The 23,357-nt window shown below is 56.2% G+C and carries 22 protein-coding genes; 13 read left to right on the forward strand and 9 right to left on the reverse strand.

The window, feature by feature from the left end; all coding sequences use genetic code 11:
* Window positions 1–144 precede the first annotated feature (144 nt).
* The 9 genes from ACI5FR_RS04570 (at window position 145) to ACI5FR_RS04610 (ending at window position 10,148) form a co-directional block, all read left to right on the forward strand.
* A complete protein-coding gene (locus tag ACI5FR_RS04570; protein ID WP_405450905.1) occupies window positions 145–1,260 on the forward strand; it encodes a Gfo/Idh/MocA family protein in 1,116 nt (371 codons plus the stop codon).
* A gap of 21 nt (window positions 1,261–1,281) precedes the next feature.
* Window positions 1,282–2,145: a DUF6807 domain-containing protein gene (locus ACI5FR_RS04575; protein WP_405450906.1), complete on the forward strand. Its 864-nt coding sequence runs from the start codon at window positions 1,282–1,284 to the stop codon at window positions 2,143–2,145.
* Window positions 2,142–3,167 carry an NAD(P)-dependent oxidoreductase gene (locus ACI5FR_RS04580; protein ID WP_405450908.1) on the forward strand — a complete coding sequence of 342 codons (1,026 nt, stop codon included), beginning with the start codon at window positions 2,142–2,144 and terminating at the stop codon, window positions 3,165–3,167. The genes ACI5FR_RS04575 and ACI5FR_RS04580 overlap by 4 nt, the downstream gene beginning before the upstream one ends.
* A gap of 36 nt (window positions 3,168–3,203) precedes the next feature.
* Window positions 3,204–3,962, forward strand: coding sequence for a P-loop NTPase family protein (locus tag ACI5FR_RS04585; RefSeq protein ID WP_405450911.1), 759 nt, complete (start codon window positions 3,204–3,206; stop codon window positions 3,960–3,962).
* 211 nt (window positions 3,963–4,173) lie between these two features.
* Window positions 4,174–5,556: a hypothetical protein gene (locus ACI5FR_RS04590; RefSeq protein WP_405450913.1), complete on the forward strand. Its 1,383-nt coding sequence runs from the start codon at window positions 4,174–4,176 to the stop codon at window positions 5,554–5,556.
* A 30-nt stretch (window positions 5,557–5,586) separates the two neighbouring features.
* A complete protein-coding gene (locus ACI5FR_RS04595; RefSeq protein ID WP_405450915.1) occupies window positions 5,587–5,931 on the forward strand; it encodes a hypothetical protein in 345 nt (114 codons plus the stop codon).
* 937 nt (window positions 5,932–6,868) lie between these two features.
* Window positions 6,869–7,705 (forward strand): DMT family transporter, encoded by an 837-nt coding sequence (locus ACI5FR_RS04600; protein WP_405451483.1) that lies wholly within the window; start codon window positions 6,869–6,871, stop codon window positions 7,703–7,705.
* A 46-nt stretch (window positions 7,706–7,751) separates the two neighbouring features.
* A complete protein-coding gene (locus ACI5FR_RS04605; protein ID WP_405450918.1) occupies window positions 7,752–8,588 on the forward strand; it encodes an alkaline phosphatase family protein in 837 nt (278 codons plus the stop codon).
* 30 nt (window positions 8,589–8,618) lie between these two features.
* Window positions 8,619–10,148 carry an MDR family MFS transporter gene (locus ACI5FR_RS04610; RefSeq protein ID WP_405450921.1) on the forward strand — a complete coding sequence of 510 codons (1,530 nt, stop codon included), beginning with the start codon at window positions 8,619–8,621 and terminating at the stop codon, window positions 10,146–10,148.
* A 560-nt stretch (window positions 10,149–10,708) separates the two neighbouring features.
* On the opposite strand, the gene ACI5FR_RS04615 is transcribed toward ACI5FR_RS04610, so the two are convergent.
* From ACI5FR_RS04615 to ACI5FR_RS04625, 3 genes are read right to left on the reverse strand one after another with little or no spacing between them, the layout of a single operon-like run.
* On the reverse strand, window positions 10,709–13,021 hold the full coding sequence (locus ACI5FR_RS04615) for a family 78 glycoside hydrolase catalytic domain (RefSeq protein ID WP_405450924.1): 2,313 nt from the start codon (window positions 13,019–13,021) through the stop codon (window positions 10,709–10,711).
* Between the two features lie 36 nt (window positions 13,022–13,057).
* On the reverse strand, window positions 13,058–14,263 hold the full coding sequence (locus ACI5FR_RS04620) for a Gfo/Idh/MocA family protein (RefSeq protein WP_405450927.1): 1,206 nt from the start codon (window positions 14,261–14,263) through the stop codon (window positions 13,058–13,060).
* The gene (locus tag ACI5FR_RS04625; RefSeq protein WP_405450930.1) at window positions 14,256–14,699 is read right to left on the reverse strand and encodes a hypothetical protein; all 444 of its coding nucleotides are present in this window, start codon (window positions 14,697–14,699) and stop codon (window positions 14,256–14,258) included. Before ACI5FR_RS04625 ends, ACI5FR_RS04620 begins: the two co-directional genes overlap by 8 nt.
* 276 nt (window positions 14,700–14,975) lie before the next feature.
* Between ACI5FR_RS04625 and ACI5FR_RS04630 the strand changes: the two genes are divergently transcribed.
* The 4 genes from ACI5FR_RS04630 to ACI5FR_RS04645 all read left to right on the forward strand — a co-directional run bounded on the left by ACI5FR_RS04630 (window position 14,976) and on the right by ACI5FR_RS04645 (window position 18,321).
* A complete protein-coding gene (locus tag ACI5FR_RS04630; RefSeq protein ID WP_405450933.1) occupies window positions 14,976–15,869 on the forward strand; it encodes an AraC family transcriptional regulator in 894 nt (297 codons plus the stop codon).
* Window positions 15,870–16,077: 208 nt separating this feature from the next.
* Window positions 16,078–17,088, forward strand: a complete 1,011-nt coding sequence (locus ACI5FR_RS04635; protein ID WP_405450936.1) for a hydroxyacid dehydrogenase — start codon at window positions 16,078–16,080, stop codon at window positions 17,086–17,088.
* A gap of 15 nt (window positions 17,089–17,103) precedes the next feature.
* Complete coding sequence (locus ACI5FR_RS04640) at window positions 17,104–17,745, forward strand: pyridoxamine 5'-phosphate oxidase family protein (RefSeq protein WP_405451486.1); 642 nt, start codon at window positions 17,104–17,106, stop codon at window positions 17,743–17,745.
* A gap of 21 nt (window positions 17,746–17,766) precedes the next feature.
* Complete coding sequence (locus ACI5FR_RS04645; protein WP_405450939.1) at window positions 17,767–18,321, forward strand: SLOG family protein; 555 nt, start codon at window positions 17,767–17,769, stop codon at window positions 18,319–18,321.
* Window positions 18,322–18,393: 72 nt separating this feature from the next.
* Here the strand turns inward: ACI5FR_RS04645 and ACI5FR_RS04650 are convergent, their stop codons facing one another.
* The 6 genes from ACI5FR_RS04650 to ACI5FR_RS04675 are packed head-to-tail and all read right to left on the reverse strand — an operon-like array spanning window position 18,394 to window position 23,203.
* Window positions 18,394–19,335, reverse strand: a complete 942-nt coding sequence (locus ACI5FR_RS04650; protein ID WP_405450942.1) for an ABC transporter permease — start codon at window positions 19,333–19,335, stop codon at window positions 18,394–18,396.
* On the reverse strand, window positions 19,328–20,257 hold the full coding sequence (locus ACI5FR_RS04655) for an ABC transporter ATP-binding protein (protein WP_405450945.1): 930 nt from the start codon (window positions 20,255–20,257) through the stop codon (window positions 19,328–19,330). The genes ACI5FR_RS04650 and ACI5FR_RS04655 overlap by 8 nt, the downstream gene beginning before the upstream one ends.
* Window positions 20,258–20,291: 34 nt before the next feature.
* A complete protein-coding gene (locus tag ACI5FR_RS04660) occupies window positions 20,292–21,368 on the reverse strand; it encodes a DUF4097 family beta strand repeat-containing protein (protein WP_405450948.1) in 1,077 nt (358 codons plus the stop codon).
* Window positions 21,369–21,370: 2 nt separating this feature from the next.
* Window positions 21,371–22,108, reverse strand: a complete 738-nt coding sequence (locus ACI5FR_RS04665; protein WP_405450951.1) for a hypothetical protein — start codon at window positions 22,106–22,108, stop codon at window positions 21,371–21,373.
* Window positions 22,109–22,816 (reverse strand): ABC transporter ATP-binding protein, encoded by a 708-nt coding sequence (locus ACI5FR_RS04670; RefSeq protein ID WP_405451489.1) that lies wholly within the window; start codon window positions 22,814–22,816, stop codon window positions 22,109–22,111. It abuts the gene before it with no gap.
* 9 nt (window positions 22,817–22,825) lie between these two features.
* Window positions 22,826–23,203, reverse strand: a complete 378-nt coding sequence (locus ACI5FR_RS04675; protein ID WP_405450953.1) for a GntR family transcriptional regulator — start codon at window positions 23,201–23,203, stop codon at window positions 22,826–22,828.
* Window positions 23,204–23,357 lie beyond the last annotated feature (154 nt).

A 23,357-nucleotide genomic window follows, 5' to 3' on the forward strand; every position in this document is an offset into this window, starting at 1 on the left:
CATGCCTCCTAGTGACTGTTATATGCCTTTTTCCTCATGCGGTCAAGGTGAAATTTCACAAGAGATTTGCGTAAAAGCTCCTTCATTTCCCCGCGCACAACGGCTATAGTGGAAGGGAAAACATAGGAAGGGAGCTGCCTTGCGATGCGTGACAAACTCAAAATGGCGATCGTCGGCCTCGGATTCGGCGCCGAATTCATTCCCATCTACCAACGTCATCCCCATACGGAAATGTATGCGATCTGCCAGCGCTCGGAGGAAGGGCTGCGTCGGATAGGGGACCATTTCGGCGTGCCGGCCCGGTATTCCAGCTATGCGGAACTTCTCCAAGACGACGAGATCGACGCGGTGCACATCAACTCCCCGATCCCGGATCACGCCGAGCAGTCGATCGCCGCGCTGCTTGCCGGCAAGCATGTCGCCTGTACCGTGCCGATGGCCACATCGATCGAAGATTGCCGCCGTATCGTGGAAGCTCAGCGCGCTTCGGGCAAAACGTATATGATGATGGAGACGGCTGTCTACACCCGCGAGTTTTTATACGTGAAGCAGCTGCGGGACAGCGGCCGGTTGGGCCGGATCCAGTTTTTGCGGGGGGCCCATCAGCAGGAGATGGCGGGCTGGCCTGGCTATTGGGAAGGGCTGCCGCCTATGCATTACGCGACGCATGCGGTCAGTCCGCTGCTCGCCCTGGCGGGGAAAGATGCGGAGGTCGCCATCTGTCTAGGCTCGGGTCGTATCACGGCGAGGCTGGCCGACAAGTATGGCTCGCCGTTCGCGGTGGAATCGGCTTTGTTCCGGTTGAAGGATTCCGATCTGGCCATGGAGGTCACACGCTCCCTGTTCGAGACTTCCCGGGAGTATGTGGAGAGCTTCGACGTATACGCGGAAAAGACGAGCTTCGAATGGCAGCAGCTGGAGAACGAGGACCCCGTCCTGTTCATCGGCGAGGAGGCGAAACGCGTGCAAGTTCCCGATTATGCGCACCTGCTGCCGGAAGGGATTCGCCCCTATACGACCCAAGGCGTCTACGATGCGCAGGAGAACCGGCATTTGTCGTTCAAGCAAGGCAGCGGTCACGGCGGATCGCATCCTCATCTGGCGCACGAGTTCGTCATGAGCATCGTCGAGGGCCGCTCCCCGTTCCCGGACGTCTACACGTCCGCGAACTGGACGTGCGCCGGCCTCTGCGCCCACGAATCTGCGCTGCAGGGCGGGGCGCCCATTCGGCTGCCGGACTTTCGCCAAGCGGGAAATTGAAATCGGGGAGGATTCACGGAGATGACAACTCATAACCAGTCGGCCGGAGGCTTGCGAATCGTGGCATCAGATCGCAGGGTGGCCGTGTACCGGACCGACAGCGACACCGCTATCCTCGTGCAGCAGGCGGACAAGGACCGGCGTCCGTACATTCACCCGATCGCCGCTCCCGACGGCCTAGGGATTCTGACGGAGGACGCGCCGTCCCATCACCCGTGGCAGCATGGGCTGTATGTCGGGCTGAACGACGTGAATGGCATCGGGTTCTGGACCGAAGGACTGACGAACTCGGAGAAGGACGGCACATTCCATCCTCAGCCGATCGAGGCCGCTAGCGCGGAAGGGAACCAGGCGGCTTGGTCCGTCTCCACGGAATGGCGCGAGCCGGGTGGGAAGCCGATGCTGGCTGAAAGGCAGCAATGGTCGTTCATCGACGGAGGAGACTGGTTCGAGCTGGATCTGGTGTGGACGCTCGACGCCATGACCGATCTTCGGTTCGGACAATACTCATACGGAGGGTTGTTCCTCCGTATGCCGTACCGGCATGAACTGGGAGGCCGCTACATGAACAGCGAGGGCGATTATGGCGGAGACGCCGAAGGCCGCCGGGCGCGATGGGGGGCGGCGAGCATGCCGATCGCCGGACGCGACGGCCATGCGGGCCTCGCGGTCATGGATCATCCGGACAATGCGGAGCATCCGGTGCCATGGCGGGTCGACCACCAGCTCGGGTTCGCGCCGAGCCGCTGTATCGCCGGAGCGTGGTCGCTCCCGAACGGAACATCTCAGACGTTCCGCCATCGGGTATATGCCTTCTGCGGAGAGATTGACCGCGATGCCATCGAAGCCAGCTGGAATCGATATATAAGGAGGACAACGAGATGAGAAGCGTAGTTGTGGTACATCCGGATTTCGACCGAATCTGGCCATTCGCCGCGGACCAATTCCATCGGCTGCTGGCGCGGGACGGGGAGGTGACGTTCATTCGTCTGCAGCCGGGCTCTGCGGAGCGGCTCGGCGATATCGTCGATCGGCCGGACAGCGTCGTCCGGCTCGTCTCGCTTCAAACGGCGGTTACACCCGACTGTCTCCGTCGGTTCACGGCGCTGGAAGAAGCCGTCCTCGAGACGTCCGGCTATGGCGGCTCGCCTCGGGCGGAACTCACCGAAGCTCTTCAGGCGCACGGCGTCCGGGTTTATTCGCAGCCGACCGAAGGCTTCTGGGGACAATCGGTCAGCGAGTTCGCTCTTGCGCTTACGCTGTGCGGGCTGCGGCGCATTCCGCAGACGCATCATGAGATCATAACGAGCCTGCAGCCATGGAACTACGACCCGCCGGGCGGCATCGGCCAACCGGGCGTACGGGGTCAGCAATACGGGGACGATTCGAGATTCGCGAACGGCACGATCGAAGGCAAGCGCATCCGTATCGTCGGAGCTGGCAACATCGCCAGCCGGTACGCGAGCTTCGTCCGCATGCTGGGCGCCGACGTCGCCGCGTGGGACCCTTATGCGTCGGAGCCGTCCTTTCATCGGGCGGGCGCGCGCAAAGAGTGGCATCTGGACCGTCTTGTGCGAGATGCGGACATTTTCGTCCCGATGGTGCCGTTAACGGATAAGACGAGAGGGCTCGTGACCGCCGATCTGATCCGGTCGCTGCCGAAGGGCACGCTCGTCGTGCTGGCGACGCGAGCGGGCATCTGCGACATGGAGGAACTGCGCCGCCGGGTATTGGCGGACGAGTTGAGCCTGGCGGCCGACGTGTTCGACATTGAGCCGCTGCCGCTGGACGACCCGCTGCTCGGCCGCCACAACGTGGTGCATACGCCGCACAACGCCGGACGGACGAAGGAAGCGAACGCACAATATGCGAGGAAGCTGTACGAACAGTTCCTGCCGCGGGTATAGGCGCAGGCGGCTGCGTCCTGGTGGGCCGGAGAGTTTTTGCATAACCAGATTTTCACTATGTTTGGCGGGTCAGCTTGTGGGAAAATCCTCGTATTCCTTGTAGAGAGGATGGAGGCTAGGAGGGGTCCGCGTGCCAATGAAACTAATTATCGTCGACGGCATTCCGGGCTCGGGCAAATCTACGACCGGCTCCATGCTGCAAACCAGGTTGGAGGAGCTCCGCATCCCGAGCCGCTCTTTATCCATGAGCTAGAAGACCATCATCCTTTACGTATTTATGATCGGCAGTTCACTTCGTTTAAGATCGAGGAGGAGGCGGATTGGTTCGCCGCCAAGGTCAAGCAGCTGTTCCATGATTTTGCGGCAGATCGGGTCGATCGGGACGAAATCGCGATAGTCGATAGCTATGTATTTCAAGACACGCTGGCGTTTGCGTTCAACATGGGAATGGATCGCCAACGCTTGTTGTCGGTAGCTGAGTCGATTCAATCGAGCTTGCAGGTCCTGAATCCCATTCTGATTTATTATGTTCAAAAAAATGTGGAGCAGCATTGGCGCTGGATTTGCGAGATTCGGGGGCCTGCGTTTGCACATGACCGGTGCGGGTTGTATACGGACGAGGATTTTATCCGGGCGGGCGAGTTTTGGACGTCTACCCAGGAGAATATGTTGACGATTGTGGAACAGTGGGAAATCCCGAAGGTCATTATTCCGAACAAGGATTACTTGTGGGAGGAGTACCGGGAACGCATTATTGAGTTTGTCGAGGGGTTCGTAAAAAGACCAGGAAAATAAAGAGGACCAATCGATCGATGTGAACGTTGGCAGGCCGTCCCCAGGGGAGGGCCTTTTCTTTGCGACGGAATGGACTAGGGATAACCTGAACGGATGATTCCGATTTTTTTACCGATTGTTGTCGAGATACGACAGGAAATTACCAAAGTTTGGAGAAGTTTTACATGGTTACAAGCGTCTGAAACTTCCTGTGAAAGGAGGTGAATGATACATGAAACGGTATTGGCTGTCGGTATTGGTTCTACTCGCTCTTCTCTTAGTTGGGGCCGGCTCGGTGCAAGGCAAGGAGCGATCCTCGGGCTTGCTGGGCGGGCTGGGGGACGTTCTAAGCAACGTAACGCAGCCTGTGGTGCAAACGGTGACGGAACCGCTGAAGCCGGTGGTAGAGCCGCTTGGTGAAGCAGTAGGCAAGGTTGCGCAGCCAGTGGTGCAGGCGGTGGCCGAACCGCTGAAGCCGGTGGTAGAGCCGCTGGGTGAAGCGGTTGGCGGGGTGGTGCAGCCTGTTGTGCAAGCGGTGGCCGAACCGCTGAAGCCGGTGGTAGAGCCGCTGGCCGAAGCAGTGGGCAAGGTGGCGCAGCCAGTGGTGCAGGCGGTGGCCGAACCGCTGAAGCCGGTGGTAGAGCCGCTGGGCGAAGCAGTAGGCAAGGTTGCGCAGCCAGTGGTGCAGGCGGTAACGGAACCGCTGAAGCCGGTGGTAGAGCCGCTGGGCGAAGCGGTTGGCGGGGTGGTGCAGCCTGTTGTGCAGGCAGTGGCCGAACCGCTGAAGCCGGTGATCGAGCCGCTGGGGGAAACGCTCGGCGGGGTGGTGCAGCCTGTGGTCGGGCCAATCCTACAGGCGATCGAGCCCGTGGTTGAACCCGTACTAGGTCCGGTTTTAGAGACTATTGCCCCGGTGCTCGAAGCGGTCGAGCCGGTGCTCTCACCTATTCTGCCTGCTGTGCCCATCACGCTGATACCGCCGCCGCAGGAACAACCAGAAGCGGGTGAAGAGGCTCCGACTGAAGCGCCAGCCGATCAGTCGACTCCCGCCGAACCATCCGAAGAGCCTACGCCAGGCGGCGAATCAGGGCGACCGTCAACTCCGCCTGCTGAGCGAGCCGCCGCTCTGCCGCCGTATGCTGCAGGAAGTGGCAGGCCGGCGAATATGGACCAGACCTCGACAGCGGCAGCTCCACCCGCGGTTATGGCCGATCCGGTGCGCGCAGCCGACCAACAGGTGACAATGCTTGGCGCAGAGCCGCCCCCGCTGCAATCCATGGCGAGTTTGCGACAGCCTGAGTCGCCATCGCATGCGGACCCGAACCGGCCCTCGCCGCTAAGCGCCTGGCCGGGCCCGGCTTCAAGCCCGGCGGCGCCATGCCCGGAGCCGCCGATCGCAGTGCTCCAGGCCTCCGCGGCATGCGCCAAAAAAGGCAGCTCGGCAGGATCGGGGTCGGGATACCAAACGACGGCTGTCTTGTGCGAACAAAGTGTGACCGATCTGCATAGCCGCCGTATGCCGTGGCATAGCTGGAACCACTTTATCCAGAAATGGTCGAACGCGCCCCCCTTGCGTCCGCCCATCCATTCCTTGCTCTCGATAAGCAGTGTTTAACCAAATCGAGAACAAAGGAGTGTACTCGCCATGCGCTGTACGAAAACTTGGATCACCTTGTCCAGCAACGATAAACTGTTAATCGTCAACGTCTTGGTGCAATGGGCAATAAAAACCGCAAGCCGCTTCGAGTCCCAAATGTACCGTAGGCTCGCCAAGAAGGTGGTCTACACGCAAGGCATGCTCGGATTGGACGGCCAGGAGCTGACCATGATGGCGTTCGCTTTGACGCAAGAAGCAGAAGCCTGCCACAACCGGAAGTTTGCCCATATATACAGGCTGCTGGCGAGCCGGCTGCTGCGTGAGAAACAGAAGTTCCATCTCGTGGCGTTCGAAGAACTGTACGAGCTTTACTTGACACCGGATGAATTATGAAGCCCCCTTGATCCCCCGAGCGATTCGGGGGATTTGTTGTTGTTGCTTTATAGAGTGCGGGAACTATTGAAGGGGAATTCATCAGACTGCCCGAGAAAGTAGCAGCCAACCTGCTGAGCCTGATCATTGGATCGCCATCTTGCCGTCCATCTTGTAAGGAAAACCTTACAAATAAGCGTAGACCTGTTTGGGCCGAATCGAGATGCATTGTTAACCAAACTTTTGTTAATAGTACAGTGCACTATACTATTAACAAAAGGTAGCCTTACAAACTGGCGAAATCCGTTTAAATGGCGCGATATTAGTCAAGTTCCCGTGCTTATTTGTAAACTTAGCTTTACAACGACCTAATACGTTTCTCAACAGACTGAGCGTTTCCCCTTCGTTGAGCGATTACACTGGATTTTCCGGAAAAGGAGGGGGATTTTACCTCTGCGACATCGGTCAGCACCACTCCACACCCACCACGTCTACCGCACCGGCCACGCTCACCATGCCCACCGCACCGGCCATACCCCCCAAGCCTACCACGCCCACCGCATCGGCCAGTCCCACCACACCCCCCACACCGGCCACGCCCCCACACCTCCCACGCCCGCCACGTCTACCACGCCCCCCACACCGGCCACGCCCTCCACGCCAGCCCGCCCAGCCTGCCCCCAAGCCCACTTTGCCGCATCTCCGCACGACCCGTCCAACTTCTCATTTTCACTGACCGAATTTGTCAGTCATGTTCGCGTATAATGGGAACAGATTACAACGATACCGACACGAAGGGCGTGATTCAATATCCTATTTGATTGTTTTTAGTTGCTTTTTGTTGTTTTTATGTTGAAGCATGGACGGAGCAGCAGTATAATGGGGACACCCGCCAACCAGGCGGAGTACGTTAGATCTTCTTACCTCAGAAGGAGGACTTCCCATTCTTACCGCCATTCTGCTAGTCTTATGCTCCGGGCTGACGCATGCCATCTGGAATTTGTTCACGAAGCGAAGCCGCAACAAGACCGTCTTCCTGTGGTCGATTCACATTGCTGCGTTCGTACTCTTGCTCCCGTCGTTCGTCATGGAACTGTCGGCAGCGTCGATCTCTCTCCGCGGCTATGGCTTTATCGGGTTGTCCATGCTGTTCCAGATGGGCTATGGCTTGCTGCTCCCCCTCGCATACCGCAAGGGAGACATCTCCCAGGTATACCCGATCATGAGGGGAACGGGAGCGTTGTGCGTCCCGATCTTCAGCGTCTTCCTGTACAAGGAAACGATCACTTGGGTCGGATGGGTTGGCATTGGTTGTATTGTCTTAGGGATGTTCGCCATCAGCGGTTTCTTCAGAAGCGTGCCCGCCCAGGCGACCCGGCTGAACTTATGGCCTGCGCTCGCAGTCGGAGCGTGCATCACCGGGTACGTGCTGACCGATAAAATCGTGCTGCAGCACATCTCCCCGCTAGCACTCATTGAATTGGGCAACCTGGCGTACTTGATCATCCTGACCCCCGCTGCGCTGCGTACCGGAGAGATCCGGGCGGAATGGAGGATCAACCGGATGACGATCGCGCTTGGTACGGTCCTGTCGCCCGGCTCCTATTGGCTGTTCTTGCTCGCGGTCAAGCTGGCGCCCTTGTCGCACTTGGCCCCGATGCGCGAGATGGGGACCGTATTCGCGACGCTCTTAGGGGTCCTGCTGCTGAAGGAGCGGCAAGGCTTGCGACGGGTGATGCTGTCGGCGTTAATTACGACGGGGGTCATCCTGATGGGCCTCTGGGGCAGTCCTTAGTCAACATAACCATACTAATCTAACCTGCGAAAGAGAGATGTCGAACATGGCGATAATTGAACACATAGTGATAATAGGATGGGACGGAGCCGGCAATTTCGTACAGGCGGCGCACACGCCGAACTTGGACCGGCTTGCGGCGGCAGGGGCGTTCGACTTCCAGGCGCAGACGGAGCTTCCCACGATCAGCGCTCCATGCTGGGGGTCGCTCCTGCACGGGGTAAGCCCGGAGAAGCACGGACGGACCAACGAGCTCGCTGCGAAGGACGTATACCCGAAAGATTCGCCGTATCCTTCTATCTTCCGAGTGGCGCGCGAAGCGTTCCCGGACGCCAAGCTCGCTTCGTTCTGCGCCTGGCCGCCGATTAATGATGGCCTCATAGAGTTCTCGATCGGGGTGCACAAAGTCTCTCTGCCCGATGAGGAATTGGCAGACGCGGCGGCCGCTTACATCACGGCGAATCCCGACTTCAAGCTGCTGTTCCTGGCCCTCGATCTGCCGGATGCCGCCGGCCATCGGCACGGCTACAATACGGACGCACAGCTGCGTGCGATAGAGGAGACCGATGCCCATACAGGCATAGTGTTGCAAGCCCTCGAGTCGGCCGGTATATGGGAACAAACTCTGATTATTGCGGTGTCCGATCACGGCGGCGGAGGGGCGGATGCACACGCGCATGGCAGCAGCCATCCGCTGGACCGCACGATCTTCTGGGGCTGCGCCGGTCCCGGCGTCGAGCCGGGCGCTCAGATTCCGGGCGGGATCACGATCAAGGACACGGCCGCGGTCGTAGCGAAGGCGCTGGGCATACCTTCTCCAGCCGTATGGGAGGCTCAGTCTCCGGACCGATTGCTTCAGGAGGCTCGATGCGATAAAGTATAGGAACAGAAAAATAAGGTAAGGAGTTTACTCATGGCACAAGTTGTGAAAAAAAATAACATCGGCATCGTCGTGGCCGGACTGCTGCTCGGCATTCTGATGGCCTCGATGGACAACACGATCGTGGCGACGGCGATGGGAACGATTATTGGCGAGCTCGGCGGATTGGACAAGTTCGTCTGGGTTACGTCGGCTTACATGGTGGCCGAGATGGCCGGAATGCCGATCTTCGGCAAATTGTCCGATATGTACGGACGCAAACGATTTTTCGTCTTCGGAATTCTGCTCTTCATGCTGGGTTCGATTCTATGCGGGACCGCGAACAGCATCGTAGAGCTCAGCCTGTACCGGGCGATCCAAGGGATCGGAGCCGGCGCAATGGTGCCTACGGCGTTCACGATTATGTTCGACGCCGTACCGATCGAGAGCCGCGGCAAGCTGACCGGCCTGTTCGGAGCAGTTTTCGGCATGTCCAGCATTTTCGGACCGCTCCTCGGGGCTTACATCACCGACTACATTGGGTGGGAGTGGGTGTTCTACATCAACCTTCCGCTGGGACTGATTGCGTTTGTTTTTATCGCGTTTTTCTATAAAGAGTCTCCCGTCCATACGAAGCAGCGCATCGATTGGCTTGGTGCGTTTACCCTCGTCGGCGCGGTCGTTTGCTTGATGTTCGCCCTGGAGCTCGGGGGCAAGGAGTACGCATGGAACTCCAGTGTCATTCTGGGGTTGTTCGCCGGGTTCGCCTTGCTCAGCATCGTCTTCCTGATCACGGAGACCCGGGCTGAGGAACCGATCATTTCCTTCTCCATGTTCAAAATGCGGCTGTATTCCTCCAGCAATGTCATCGGCATGTTCAGCGGGGCCGCGTTCATCACGGCGTCCGTCTACATTCCGATTTTCATCCAGGGCGTGCTCGGGGGGACGGCCACCAATTCGGGGCTCGTGCTGCTGCCGATGATGGTCGCTTCCGTCGTGACCGCTACAATGGGCGGTTTCCTCATGACGAAGGTCAAATACCGGTCGATTATGATTCCGACGCTCGCGCTTCTCGTCGTGGGCATGATCCTGCTCACGACGCTCTCGACCGGCACTTCCCGGTTCGTCGTGACGCTCTATATGATCTTGACCGGTCTCGGCATCGGCGCCTCTTTCTCGGTACTCAGCAGTGCCGCGATCCAGACGTTCTCCATCCGGCAGCGCGGCTCGGCGACATCGACGCTCAACTTCCTGCGCTCGATGGGGATGACGCTCGGGATTACCGTCTTCGGCATCATTCAGAGCCATTCGTTCAGCAATAAGCTGGCCGCTCTCTTCGGAGGCCAGGCGCCGAGCGGAGCCGGCATCAGCAGCGATCCGCACGAGCTGTTATCGCCTGCAGGCCGGGCCAACATTCCGCCGGAGGTGCTGAACAAAATCACCGAGGGGCTCTCGTCCTCGATCGCGTTCACCTTCGCTTGGGCTATCATTCCGGCCGTCATCGGGCTCGCAGCCGCCTTCTTCATGGGCCGTGACAAGCTCGAGCGGACCGAAGGAGAGAGCGAATTTGCCGGCGGGCACTAATTCGAACGCAGTCCATTCACTCTTAGGGCTGCCTGGACGTTTGGTCCGGGCAGCTTTTTGCATCGTCCGGCGATGCCGACGATTCGATCGGAAGATGGCACGCAGATCGTACATCAGCGCGAACATGCGCCTCTGCGAACGAGTGTGAACGCACATAAGGCTGATATTAGCCAACAACATAAAACGGAGTCGCGCGGGTTGCGGGCTCCGTTTGTTCGAGATTCGACCAAAATAGCTTCAGTTCGTCGCGGAACCGCCAACCCGATCAAGAGGGTTTAAATCCGCATTATTCTTGGAACCAAATATCAGGGGCGGTGCCGCCCGCGATTTCTGTAGTGATTTTGGTCGCGAAATCACCCCAAGGCGCCTCTGCGATCTCGGTTTTGATGCTTCAGCTTCATTTCTTTTGGCGCCTTTGGAGTCGTTGTTGAAGTTGCCGGGGAGGAAGAGGGGCTTCCTTTGTCACCTGTACTGCAAGCCGTAATTGAGATCGCGATCAGAGAAGCCGCCGTTAAAATCAAAGTTCTTTTCAATTTAAATCCTCCAGTTTTTCCTAACTCCTACTTTTTCGCTTGCTGGGTGCCTTCAGGGTGGTTGATGTCCCATTTGAGTCCGTCCGATGTTTCTTCCCAAGCCACTCGTATGTTCCCGTAAGGCGTCGGTATGACTCCAGAGGCATTGTGAAAGACCGATCGGACAGGATCTGCGCTGAACACCTTAAACCCCGGTTCGACAGGCTTAACCCCCAATATATAAGCGTAATAAAAATAAACGGGAATCGCAGACCAACCGTGACATAGACTTCCTGCCCTCCCGAAGGCATCGGCGCCTTCAATCGTTTCCCAAAAGCTTGTTGCCCCTCTAAAAAGCATAGATCCCCAATCATTCGCAATGGAATCAAACACCAATTTACCATATAACTCGGGCTCATCAAGCAGCGCTTTGAACTTGAAGAGGGAATAGCTGAGCGAGACCGGTACGAATCCGTTATCCCGTTTTGAGAGCCGTTCTCTCACTTGTCCTGCCAGCGGATCAGGGCAAACTTTCGTACACAAGGCCAATGCCTGTGTCAATTCCGCATAATGCTCTTCTTCAACGACTTCCCGCCGATAGGTACGGTAAGCCGATTCCGTCGGGTTCCAGAATCGTTCATGGATCGCTTTCTTGACTTTTGCTGCGATAGAGGAACAGCGCTGGGCGTCTTCTTGCTTGCCGCCATATTGGGCAAGCCTCGCGGCAGCTTCCAACGCCATCACGAAAAACAAATTGAGCGGCGCGTCGTAGCCCGGCGTAGCGGCATTCCAGTTGTGCATTCCGGGCGCCCAATCATAAAAATTCCAGTACCGGGATTTCACGGGTGTCGCCAACAAATCGTCCTGCATTTTGGCGATATGAGTATCCATCATCCGCCCAACGGAGGGCCAACTTGCTTGGGCCTGTTCGATATTGCCGCTGTAAAGCAAATGCTCGTCCAGTTCAACAACCCATAGAAAGCTGAACGAAGGAATGGTCAGTGGATTCTCCGCGGGCGCACAGATTTCCAGAAACCCGTCTTCCTTCAGTCCCTCTCCGAGAAGCCTGAAAGAAGCTCCAGGAAAATCGTACTCGCCGAAGCAGTAGTATCCGCACAGGGCTTGATTCCGGGCGTCCATGGCGTACAAGGCCTGTTCACGCCACGGAGTGTCTTCGTAATGCTCGTGCATGCATAAATGAAGGGTGCGGACAGCTACTTGTTCAATTTGTCGATGAAGATGATCCGGGCAGTGGAATTCGCCTATGGCTTCAACCGGGTATTCAACCGGCCTTAACCCGGCATAATGGAGCACGAATTTTTCAGCGTCACCGCTAATGTGCAATTGAAGATAGCGCCCGGCCCACCTTTTCAAATAATGAGTAAACGTTTGACGCCCTTCGCAGCATCTGTATCGGGTTGCGAAGTTTTTGCCCCGCGCTTCGGCGCGGACACGCAGATCGTCGAGGTGTTCTCCGTATGCGATATCGACAAGGGCCCCGTTCTCTGCTTCCATCTCCAGATCCAATATTCCACATTCCTCTCGGCCGAGGTCGAGAAGAAGATATACTCCGCCGTTTTCGCGAAATAATGAGGAGCGGATTGAAAAACCGTCCGTGGAAGGCAGAACTAAATGGCTGGTCGTTTCCATCAGATACTCCGGCAACCGATAAGATAAATAATCATGCTGCATGAGCTCCGATACGATCGCATTCGGCTCTTCTTGCCGGATAAACAGACCTTGGCTTACCAGTTTGGCCCTGCACCGCTTTAGAATATTCTGCTTACGGACCGGTCTGAAATACAGACGGGGATTTAATCCGGCATAACCCGAAGCCGGTTCGAACCGACTCCAGTTTTCATCCATACGATAGTCCAGGGTCAGCCACGGATCGCATTTGCTGGCGTCGTATTCAAAGGTAAACCCCAGTTGGCTGGTTATTACAGGGGCCGGACCGCATCTGTAAGACGGGGACTGGCGGAAATAAGTATCGCACCCGCTTGTTACGGTTAGGGAGTCTGTCTCTAAAGCATAGATTAATCCCGGACAACCTTGTATATATTGAAAACTGTTCTGACCCTGATAATAAGCCAAGATGCATATCACATTATTCCCCTGTTGGAGCAGATGCCCGACCGGCAAACAATCATAAGCTTTATTCTCCGGGAAATCATCATATTGTCCGGTATCTGCAAATTGTCCGTTGATCCAGACCGCATATTCCGAATCCACGGATATATACAATTGCGCGGAAGACGGATCTTCCGGCAGAAGGAACTCATGCCGGAACTCTACATACTGATTGATCTCCTCCCTAAGGCGTTCATCCCATATCCACACTGCCTGTTCGAGTTTGTTCATTTGACCCCTCCGGATTCCAATCACTAATCTTCAAGCCTATGAGCAAATCATGTCTGCCATCTTATTCGGGCGAATAGATACGGGGAATCCGGTTTCAGACGATTCACTCGCGGCAATGGCTATTGCTGCACTGTCTCGCGCACCTTTAATCCCTTTGAAGACGGGTTCGCCTTTTCTCACCAAATCGACGAACTCGTTCACGATCCCCGTATCGCCTCCTCCATGCCCGCCTGTCCGTTTCTCCGGGTAGTAGACTTGCTCTTCCCCCGTAAACCGCTTCAATACTCGAATTTTAAAATCTTGCTCATTGTTGTAAAATCCCCATATCTTCCCCTTGGTGCCCACAAACATGAACTCACGCGTATACTCCGGCGTAAAGTGGCACTCCATATAAGAGATTCGGGCGCCGTTATCGTAATCGATAAGAACTAGCGCGTTGTCATGAACATCGCACTCTTCGGCGTACACACATAAGTCCGTATTAAGCTTGACATCTCCGTAATCCATCGCATAACCAATTTTGGTATCCAAGTAATATTCGCAGGAGTCGGCATCGCTGCAGTCGCGGCAACGTTTATCATTCGGGGCGCTGCCGCCGAATACGTCTATCCCGCCGCTGCAGTATACCTTTATGGGCGATGCATCCACCAGCCAATTGGCTAAGTCCAGCGAATGCGTACCTTTTTCGAGAATGAGGCTTTTCACGTAGTCCTTGCGCCGTCTCGCACCGTGGTAATAATAATGGCCTCCGACGGAAACGTTGTCGGTTACGGTTCCGATCTTGATCTCCCCGATTTCTCCCGAAGCGATGATCCGCTTCATATCCACCATCAGGGAGCAATATCGCAGCTCCAGCCCCACCATAAACACACGACCCGATTGAGCCGCGGCTTCGATGATCCGGTCGCAATCTTCGATCGTCTGGGCCATCGGTTTCTCCAGATAAACATGCTTGCCGGCCTTAAGCGCAGCAATGGCGTTCTCCGCATGGGCATGATCATTCGTGCAAATCACCACGGCATCCATATCGGGATTTTGTAAAAACTCATCGATGGACGTAGTGGCCGGCAAAGCTCCCAGCTCTTTGCGGGCAAATTCCAAACTTTCCGGACGCAGATCGCAAAGACCTGAAAGCTTACAGTCCGGATGCTTGCTGAAGTAATGTCCTGCGAAGTAAACTCCGCGGCTTCCCGTCCCCAAAATTCCGATGCCTAATTTCGTTCGAGTACTCATTTCAGTCATGTTGTGAATCTTCCCTTCCGAATTTATTGCAGCTTATAATGTGAACCATATAAGGTGAAAATGTGTCGCTGAAGCTTCCGCCGCCAATTGACTTCGATCTGTATTCATAGATGACTTCGACAGATGTTTTGCCTGTCATACCGGCTTCGGAGAACGTGGCTGTAATGTTGTCCCGCGTTGTGTTCACCGCGAACAAGTAGCGGGTTCCATTATACTCGCGTATTTTTATATCCAGAACCGGCGAAGAAGACGAAATGGTTTGAGCTGCCGGGGCGGCTGCAATGGCATCCTTCAACGATTCCAGTTCTTGATTGAGAATTTTATACTGCGCCCATATTTGGGGGGCGTCTCGCTTGAGCAGAAATCCGGCCGGATAATCATCATTGACATAAGTACCGAGTGCTTTTGTCCCATGATTCACGGCGAGATAGGTCATCGCGCGCACTTAAAAAACTTAAGCCTGCGGCTGTCAGCAAACCAATTAGAAATACTTTCATTACACGATTCAACATCATTCCCCTCCTTAGGACATCGAATGGTTGTAATCCTTTGCCTGGTCTGTTAGAAGCGCTTTCATTCGCTTCTTCATGCTACTATGCCTAGTTGTTTGTTTCTATACAGGTTATTGCTCTATTTTGATAAAATCTTGCTACATTCACCCCATTTGCCGGTGGTATACTACATTCAAGGAATAAAAGTAGGAGGACGGGGAATGGCAGATCCAGGACAACGCATCGATCCCTCTGTCGGCAAGCGCTTCCCATTTCGAACAAGCAACGTTTCAAAAGTCATTAATGGGTACATGGTTCGCCCTCATTGGCATGACCATCTTGAATTTATCAAAGTGATCGGGGGACAAATTCTTGTTACATTGGACAATCAGACTTTTTCGGCTCAAACGGGTGATATTATTTATGTAAACAGTGGACAAATTCATTCGGTTAAACCAAGAACAGGAGACGCTAGAATCATAGGCATCATTTTCGATAAATTTTTCATTACAAACTTCTTGGAAGGGTTTGAAACGAAGCAAATCTATACTATGTTCATTAACATTAAACAACGCCAATGGCTGTTTTCTCCCGAACATTCCCTGTGGGGGGAGTTGAATGCTTGTATTCAAGCTTCTTACGAGGAAAACGATCTTCGGGATGTTTGTTACGAGTTGGCAATCAAATCCTACATTTATCGGATTATGACCGCCGTTATCCGCTACTTCGATAAGCAGAATTATACCGAGAGGAGCCGAAGCAGTTCTGCAGCCATCCATAATTTTGCTTCCCTCCGGCCCGTTCTGGACTATATTGAAGAACATTACGCCAAATCTATTTATTTGGCAGATTTATGCCAATTAGTGAATATGAGTCCCTATCATTTCAGCCGCACCTTCAAAAAATGGACCGGAATGACCGTACCCGATTACATCAACTTGACGCGGATCAATATGGCCAAAAAGATGATGATTGAAAACGAGTTTTCGATCACGGAAATTTCGGAGAAAATCGGCTTCTGTAACACCCATTATTTCGGGAAAGTGTTCAAGAATACTACTGGAGTCAGTCCTTCGCATTTTCGGAATAAAATAATCAAGCAAGTACTCACCTGAGAGAAGCCTTTCGCTATCGAGAAGTCAACGCGAGCTGGCTTTTTTTGACACATTGCGCCATCTTCGGGGCACTTACACCAGCTTTGGTTTAATTACGACGGTGCCCGTTGGCAAAATTGAGGATTAGCATTCCCCGTGGGCCGTGGTACAATCAGAGGATGACAAAGCGAAAGCGATCAAGTTAAGAAAGTGGGAGGCGGGTTGACCTATGAAGAAGAAAGCCGTGTATTTGGCGGAATTGGAGAAAAGCAAAATTTTCGAAGTGTTCGATACATCGACGCGCAATCGGCTGGAGCAGTGGGTCGACTTTTATCCGACGCATATCAACCATGCCAATGTCGAGCAGCACCGGGACGGGTTGCAGGATGTAGAGGTCGCCTTTAGTACTTGGGGCATCTCCAAGTTCACGGAGGAGGAGCTGCAGCGCTATTTTCCGAATCTGAAAATCGTGCTGTACGGGGCGGGCTCGGTCCAGTACTTCGCCCGGCCGTTCCTCGCGCGGGACATTATCGTCGTCAGCTCCTGGGCGGCGAATGCGATCCCGGTGGCGGAGTTCACCGTCGCGACGATCGTGCTGGCCAATAAAGGCTTTTTCGAAACCGGCCGGCAGTACAAGAAAAACGGACATAAGCAGGCGATCGCATCGAGAAGCCATTACCGGGGCAATTACGGCTTGACCGTAGGTCTGCTCGGCGCGGGCATGATCGGGAAAAAAGTGATCGAGATGCTGAAGGCGTACAACATCCGGGTCAAAGTGTTCGACCCCTTCCTTCCGGATGCGAAGGCCGCTGAGCTGGGCGTAGAGAAGAGCGATCTGCTCGATATCTTCTCCACCTGCGATACGATCTCCAACCACCTGGCCAACTTGCCGGAGACGCAGGGGATCCTGCACAAGGAGCATTTCGATCGCATGAAGCCCTACGCCACATTCATCAATACGGGGCGAGGCGCACAGGTCGTCGAAGCCGATCTGATCCAGGCGCTGAAGGACGAGCCGGGGCGGGTGGCCTTGCTCGACGTGACGTTCCCCGAGCCGGTGGAGGCGGACAGCGAGTTCCTACCCCTCGAGAACGTCATCCTCACCCCGCATATCGCCGGGAGTATGAACGATGAAGTAGCCCGGATGGGGGCGTTCGCCGCGGAGGAATTCGAACGGTACTTGAAGGGCGAGCCGCTGCGCTATCAGGTTACGCTTGAAATGCTGGCGACAATGGCTTAAGGGAGGGTTCCGATGATGCTGAACGACGACGTCTTCGCCGATCGGATCACTACGCTCGAAGAGCTGGAGCAGTTTCGCTCCGTGATCGGGACTCCGAGTCCGCTCGCGATGCGCAAAGTACGGCCGTCGCTCGATGCGCGCAGCCGCTCGTACATCGCCCGCTCGCCGTTTGCGCTTATCGCCACGGCCGATGCGCAAGGCCGCTGCGACGTATCGCCGCGGGGAGACGCGCCCGGGTTCGTGCACATCCTGGACGACCGGCATCTCTTCCTCCCAGAGCGGCCCGGCAATCGCAGGCTGGATTCGATCCGCAATCTGCTGACGAATTCCGGCATCGGCCTCATCTTCCTCATCCCTGGGATGGAAGAGACGCTTCGGGTGAACGGGACCGCCTGCATTACGCGCGACCCTCAGCTCCTGGAGCTGACCGCGGTGAACGGCCGGGTTCCGGTGATGGGTATAGGTGTCGAAGTCGAGGAAGTGTTCGTGCATTGCGCCAAAGCGTTCAAACGGTCCGGCCTGTGGCAGCCTTCCACGTGGCTGCCGGCGGAGGAGCTTCCGTCTGCCGCGGAGATGCTCGCGGCGTATGCCGGCGGGGCGAGTGTCTCGGAGATCGAAGCGCAGCTGCAGGAGAGCTACACGAAGCGGCTGTATTGAATAGGAAAGTAGTGGGGCTGTATGTTGAACCGCGTATTGGTCACCGGTTACCGGGCCACGGAGCTGGGCATTTTCTCGCTGAAGCATCCCGGTGTCGCCATTATTAAGAAGGCGATTACGAAGCAGTTGATCGCCTTGCTGGAGGAAGGGCTGGAATGGGTCATCGTGAGCGGCCAATGGGGCGTCGAGCTCTGGGCCGCTGAAGCGGCACTCGCGCTGAAGCCGAATTACCCTCAGCTCCGGCTGGCCGTCATCACGCCCTTCCTGGAGCAGGACGAGAAGTGGAGCGAGGAGAAGCGGGGGATCTACAGCCGCGTGGTCCAGCAAGCGGACTACGTAGGCAGCGTCACGAAGACGAAGTACGAAGGGACTTGGCAGTTCGTGGAGAAGGACAAGTTCCTGCTGCGCAATTCCGACGCCCTGCTGCTGCTCTACGACGAGGAGATGGCGGGCTCGCCGCGGTTCATCAAGCGCCAGGCCGAACAGATGGCCGAGCGGAGGGAGTACCCCATCTTCGTCATCTCGGCGTATGACTTGCAGAACTTGGCGGACGAGGAACGGCTGGGCGACTTTTAAGGTGCACAAAAAATCCCACCCCAAGATCAGAGTCTCGGGATGGGATACGATTCCACGCAGTACGCCGCTCGCTTAAGCCGCTACGTCTCTTCGGGTGAACACCTGCCAAGCGATCAGATTGAACACGACGAAATAAATCGCCAGCATCGTCACGGAGAAGGAGAGCGTCATCCCTTCCTGGTAGGGCCGGCCGGAGAGATACTGGGACAAGTCGAGATTCGGGAATACCAGGTATTTGCTCCAGTTGTACCGCTGCAAGAGTTCCGTTAAGATGGTGCCTGCGAACAACGCGAAGATGGAGAACCCGATGGCCATCGTGCTGCTGCGGAAGGCGGACGAGATCATGAAGGCCATCGTGACGAAAATAATGGTCGAGACGCCGTTCAGCAAATACGTTTGCCATAAGTTGGCCACCATGTTCTTCTCGACGACCTGGCCTGCGGCATCCACGTCCACAAGCGGCAGGTCCATCAGCTGGAACTTGTAGAGCAATCCGTTCACCAGCACCGAGGCCAGGAAAAGAATGACCAGCAGCAGAACGCCGAACATCAACATGGACACGTATTTGGAGACGAGGATCTTCAGCCGGCTCGCCGGCCGGATCAGCAGGAGTTTGATCGTCCCGGTCGTGAATTCGCTCGCCAGGCTGTCCCCCGCCACGATCACCGTGAACAGCGTGATCAGAATGAACAGCTCCGCGCAGCCGTTAATGCCGGACCATATAGTGCTCGTTGTGGGCTGAATGTCGTGGGCCAGCCGGTATTCATTGATCGCGAGCCGCTCCTGTGCGAACGCCTTGTTCTCCGGTCCCGTCTTGGGATCGTTCAACATAGCGGTGAAGCGCTGATTGTCCTCGACGATCTCGTCCCGCCAGGCGTCGGCCGGAGCGTTGCTGTCGTAATACCAGTCCAGGATGCTGCCGATGAGGACGGCCCCGAGCATCATGGCGATCAATACCCAAGTCCTCCAATGGCGGTAAAGCTTCATGTTCTCGTTCAGAATTAAGCTACCCAACTTGCTCCCCTCCCGTCATAGCCAAGAATCGGTCCTCCAACGATTGACGCACTGCGCGGACGCCATAAATCTCGATCTCGCTCCTCATGAGGCGGGCGAGGATCGAAGGAATACGATCGCGTTCGGTGACGATCTCCAACCCTTCCGGTACAGCCTTCACACCATGGATCTCGTCCATCCGCATCAATTCGGAGAGTGCCCGCTCGACGGGGAGCGCTTCGATCAGGAACGTCTGCGCTCCTTCGTCCGACCCGATGAACTCCTCGATCCGCTTCACGTCGACCAGCTTCCCATGCTGGAGAATGGCCACACGGTCGCACATGAGCTCCATCTCGGACAGCAGATGGCTGGATACGATGACCGTGATCCCTTCCGTCCGGGTCAAGTACCGCAGATAATCCCGCAGCTCGCGGATGCCTGCCGGATCCAGGCCGTTCGTCGGTTCGTCCAGGATCAGAAGCGACGGCCGATGCAAGAGTGCCTGAGCGACCCCTAGCCGCTGGCGCATGCCAAGGGAATATTTCCTCACCTTGTCGTGGATTCGGTTTTCCAGCTTGACCAGCTTCACGACTTCATCGATCCGCGCTTTCGTCACTCCCGGCACCATCCGGGCGTAATGCACCAAGTTGTGATACCCGCTTAGAAACTTATACATCTCCGGGTTCTCCACGATGGCGCCGACATGGCGGATCGCATGCTCGAAGTGCTGCTTGATGCTCGTGTTGTGGATCAAAATCTCTCCCTGGGTTATGGACATCAACCCGACCATCATGCGGATCGTAGTCGTTTTGCCCGCTCCGTTCGGTCCGAGAAACCCGAAGATTTCTCCTCGGGGGACGTCGAACGTCAAATTGTCGATGATCGTCTTGCGCCCGATCCGCTTGGTTACGTTGCGAAGACGGACGATAGGTTCCTGGCTCATGGCCGGCCCTCCTTTGAAATGGATGAATACTGGCTCACTGAGTGTGGATCTGGATGTCGGCTGAATGCGCCTCAACGTCAACTTTCCAGGTTCCGGTCCCGACGACCCCCTTCAGCTGGGAGCCGCCACCCTCATCCGGCCTCGGTTCGACCGGGAAGGGGAGATGCGTGCGGATACGGCCGGACCTCACCTTCGCATCCACCGCGTAGCCTACGGCTTCCGGCAGGACAAGCTTGAGGTCGCCGAGTTCCGACATCACCCGGATCTGATTGCGGATCTCGCTTAATTGAAGCTTGGCCGCGCGTCCGTGCATCTCCACGGGCCCTGCGATCTCATTCAAGCGCACGGAACCCTTCTCCGCGCTGCCGGACACCGTACCCGTAACTCCGGCAATGTCGTTGCGTCCCGATCGGCTCTCGAACCCGAACGCTCCCTGGATCCCTTCCGCAATCGCTTCGCTGGACAGGTTCTCCAGGCTGACGCTGCCCTTAATATTCGCCATATACAAGCTGCCGTACGAGGTTCTCACGGATACGGCCCCGGCGACGTCGACGATCTCCAGGCTCCCGTTCTCGGATGCGGCATCCATATCCGCCACTACGCCCTGGATGCGGATCGATCCGGATTTGCTCTCGATTCGCAGCTTGAGCGCATCGGGCAGGAGCAGCTCATAATCGATCGAGACCGAATCGGGATCGACAGGCCGGCCTTCCGCGGTGGCTGCGAGCGATAAGCGCCCCTCGCGGATGTCCTTCTCGATGAGGACGGCATCCCGTTTGCGCTCCGCCGCATCCGATTCCGCCGCGTTTGCGGTTACGGTATAGCGCAGCTGAATCGTCCGGCCTGGAGCGCGCTTCACGGTCATATGGCTTCTTTCCCCGGCGAGCAGGACTTCCCGGATCCCTTGCGAATCGATGTCCAGCTGCCGCTCGGCCGTCGCTTCCGCTCCTCTTTTCGCTTGCCAGTACGCTTCTGTCTTGGCTTCGTTGATGAATTGCCGTCCGAATTTTTCGAAGAGGGCATCCTTGGTGATCCACACATCGAGGACCGCAACAAGGACCAGAATCGCGATCGAGGCGAGAAGAGCCATTCTTTTCTTACGGAACGTCATCTTCACACCTCCACTTCTTTCTCGAAAATGTATCCGTTCAGCGCGATCAGGCCGATGGTAAGCAGCAGGAGGAGGATGAACGGGCCGGAATGCAAATACATAACATCGGTGTCCTTCCCGCCGTAGAGAATCTCGGGCGTCCAGCTCAGCAAGCCGGAGAGCGGCGGACTGATCCGCATCACGAGCCACAACGCGCCGACGAAAGCGCCCATGACGACCAGCCACTTGAACTTGGCGACGAGTTGTCCGCTCAGATACGCAAACTGGAGCACCGCCAGCAAGAACAGCACGACCAGCACGTACATCCAAAAGCTGTTGAACGCAACATTGAGAAGCGTGGTGAGCGACAGCTCCCCGTTCCCGCTGAATTCGTCCCAATGGACTCGCAGCAGGATGAGGGCGAAGCTGGCGCCGATCCAGACGAGCTGAAGGAGCAACAAAGCGATGACCGCGGCGAGCTTGGCCGTCAGCACCTTCCAGCCTCGCACCGGCAAGGATAAGAGCAGGTAGATCGAGTTCGTCCTCCACTCCGTATGCAGCTGGTAATAGCCAATGCCGATCGCGATGACAGAGATGAACAGGAAGGGCAGGAAAACGGCCAGGATAAACATCACGTCATTGTCCATGCCGGATCGTTTGAATAGAAGAATCAGATACAGCAGCACGACCAACGCGGAGTAAGCGGCGAACAGCGGGAAAATACTTCTCCATTCTTTGCGAAATAAGTTACGAAACGACATCTATGCGTACACCTTCTCCCAGATGTTCTCAAGCGAGCAGCCAAAATCAGAGCGCAGATTCTCCGCGGTATCGTAGAGCTTGACCCGGCCGTTCTGCAAGAAGATCACGTCGTCGAACATCGGCTCCGACTCGTTCAGGGAATGGGTAGAGAGCACAATCGTCTGCTCATCCGACTGGAATTGCTGGATGATCGAACGAATGATCTTCGCCCGCGAAGACGGATCGATCCCCGAGAACGGCTCATCCAGCAAAACGAGCGGAACGTCCCGGGACAGGGCGGCGATCAATTTCAGGCGGGCTCGCTGGCCCTTGGAGAGATTGCGCACCTTCATCTTCTCCTCCAGTTCCATGGTCTCGAGCAATTCGGCGGCTTTGCGCGCCTGCCAGTCGCCGTAGAAGCCGGAGATGAACCGCAGCGTCTCCTTCACCGTCATCCAGCCGTATAGATGGTCGATCTCCGGCAAGTAGGCGATTTGTGTTTTGTTGCGCACGTCAGGCTCTCTTCCGTTCACGCGGATGCTGCCTGAGGTGGGGTAGATCAGACCCGCCAGCATTTTGAGCAGCGTCGACTTCCCGCTGCCGTTCGGGCCCAGCAAGCCGACAATGCTGCCTTTGCGGATCTGAAGGTCGATGCCGTTTACGGCATGCTTCAACAAATACCGTTTATGGATTCCTTCGAGTTCAATCATGATCGGATCGTTTGCCATCGGCACCGGTTATCCCTCCTTGGGTTCCTTGTACAACTCCTTGTGCAGCAGGCGCTCCACTTCCCCAGGCTCTATGCCGAGTCCGGACATCTCCTCGAGGAATTGCTGTACGGCCGCTTGCGCCATCTCCGAACGAATCTGCCGCAGCAGCTCCGGATCATTCCGGATGAACGTACCCTGTCCCCTGAGCGTCTCGGTCAACCCCTCCCGCTCCATCTCCTGGTAGGCGCGCTGTACGGTGTTGGGATTTACTTTGGACAGCTGGGCCTGTTCCTTGTGAGAGGGGATTTTGTCACCGGGCGAGAGCTCTCCCCGGACCAGAGCCTTCTTGACTTCATCGACCATCTGCAAATAAATGGGTTTGGGGCTGTTAAAATTCAGCTGCACGTTCCACCCTCCTTGCCTGAAAGAACCAGTGCACTATTGAACTAGTTCACTAATACTTTATAATGCCGTCGGCGAGTTTGTCAATGAGGTTCTCCTGCTTTCCTGCTTGGTCTATTTACAAATGATCCACAAATTTGTGTCGTTTCCGGTCGGA

Origin of the sequence: Paenibacillus sp. HJGM_3 (assembly GCF_045062745.1) — a bacterium.
In the GTDB taxonomy this organism is placed as follows: domain Bacteria; phylum Bacillota; class Bacilli; order Paenibacillales; family NBRC-103111; genus Paenibacillus_AA.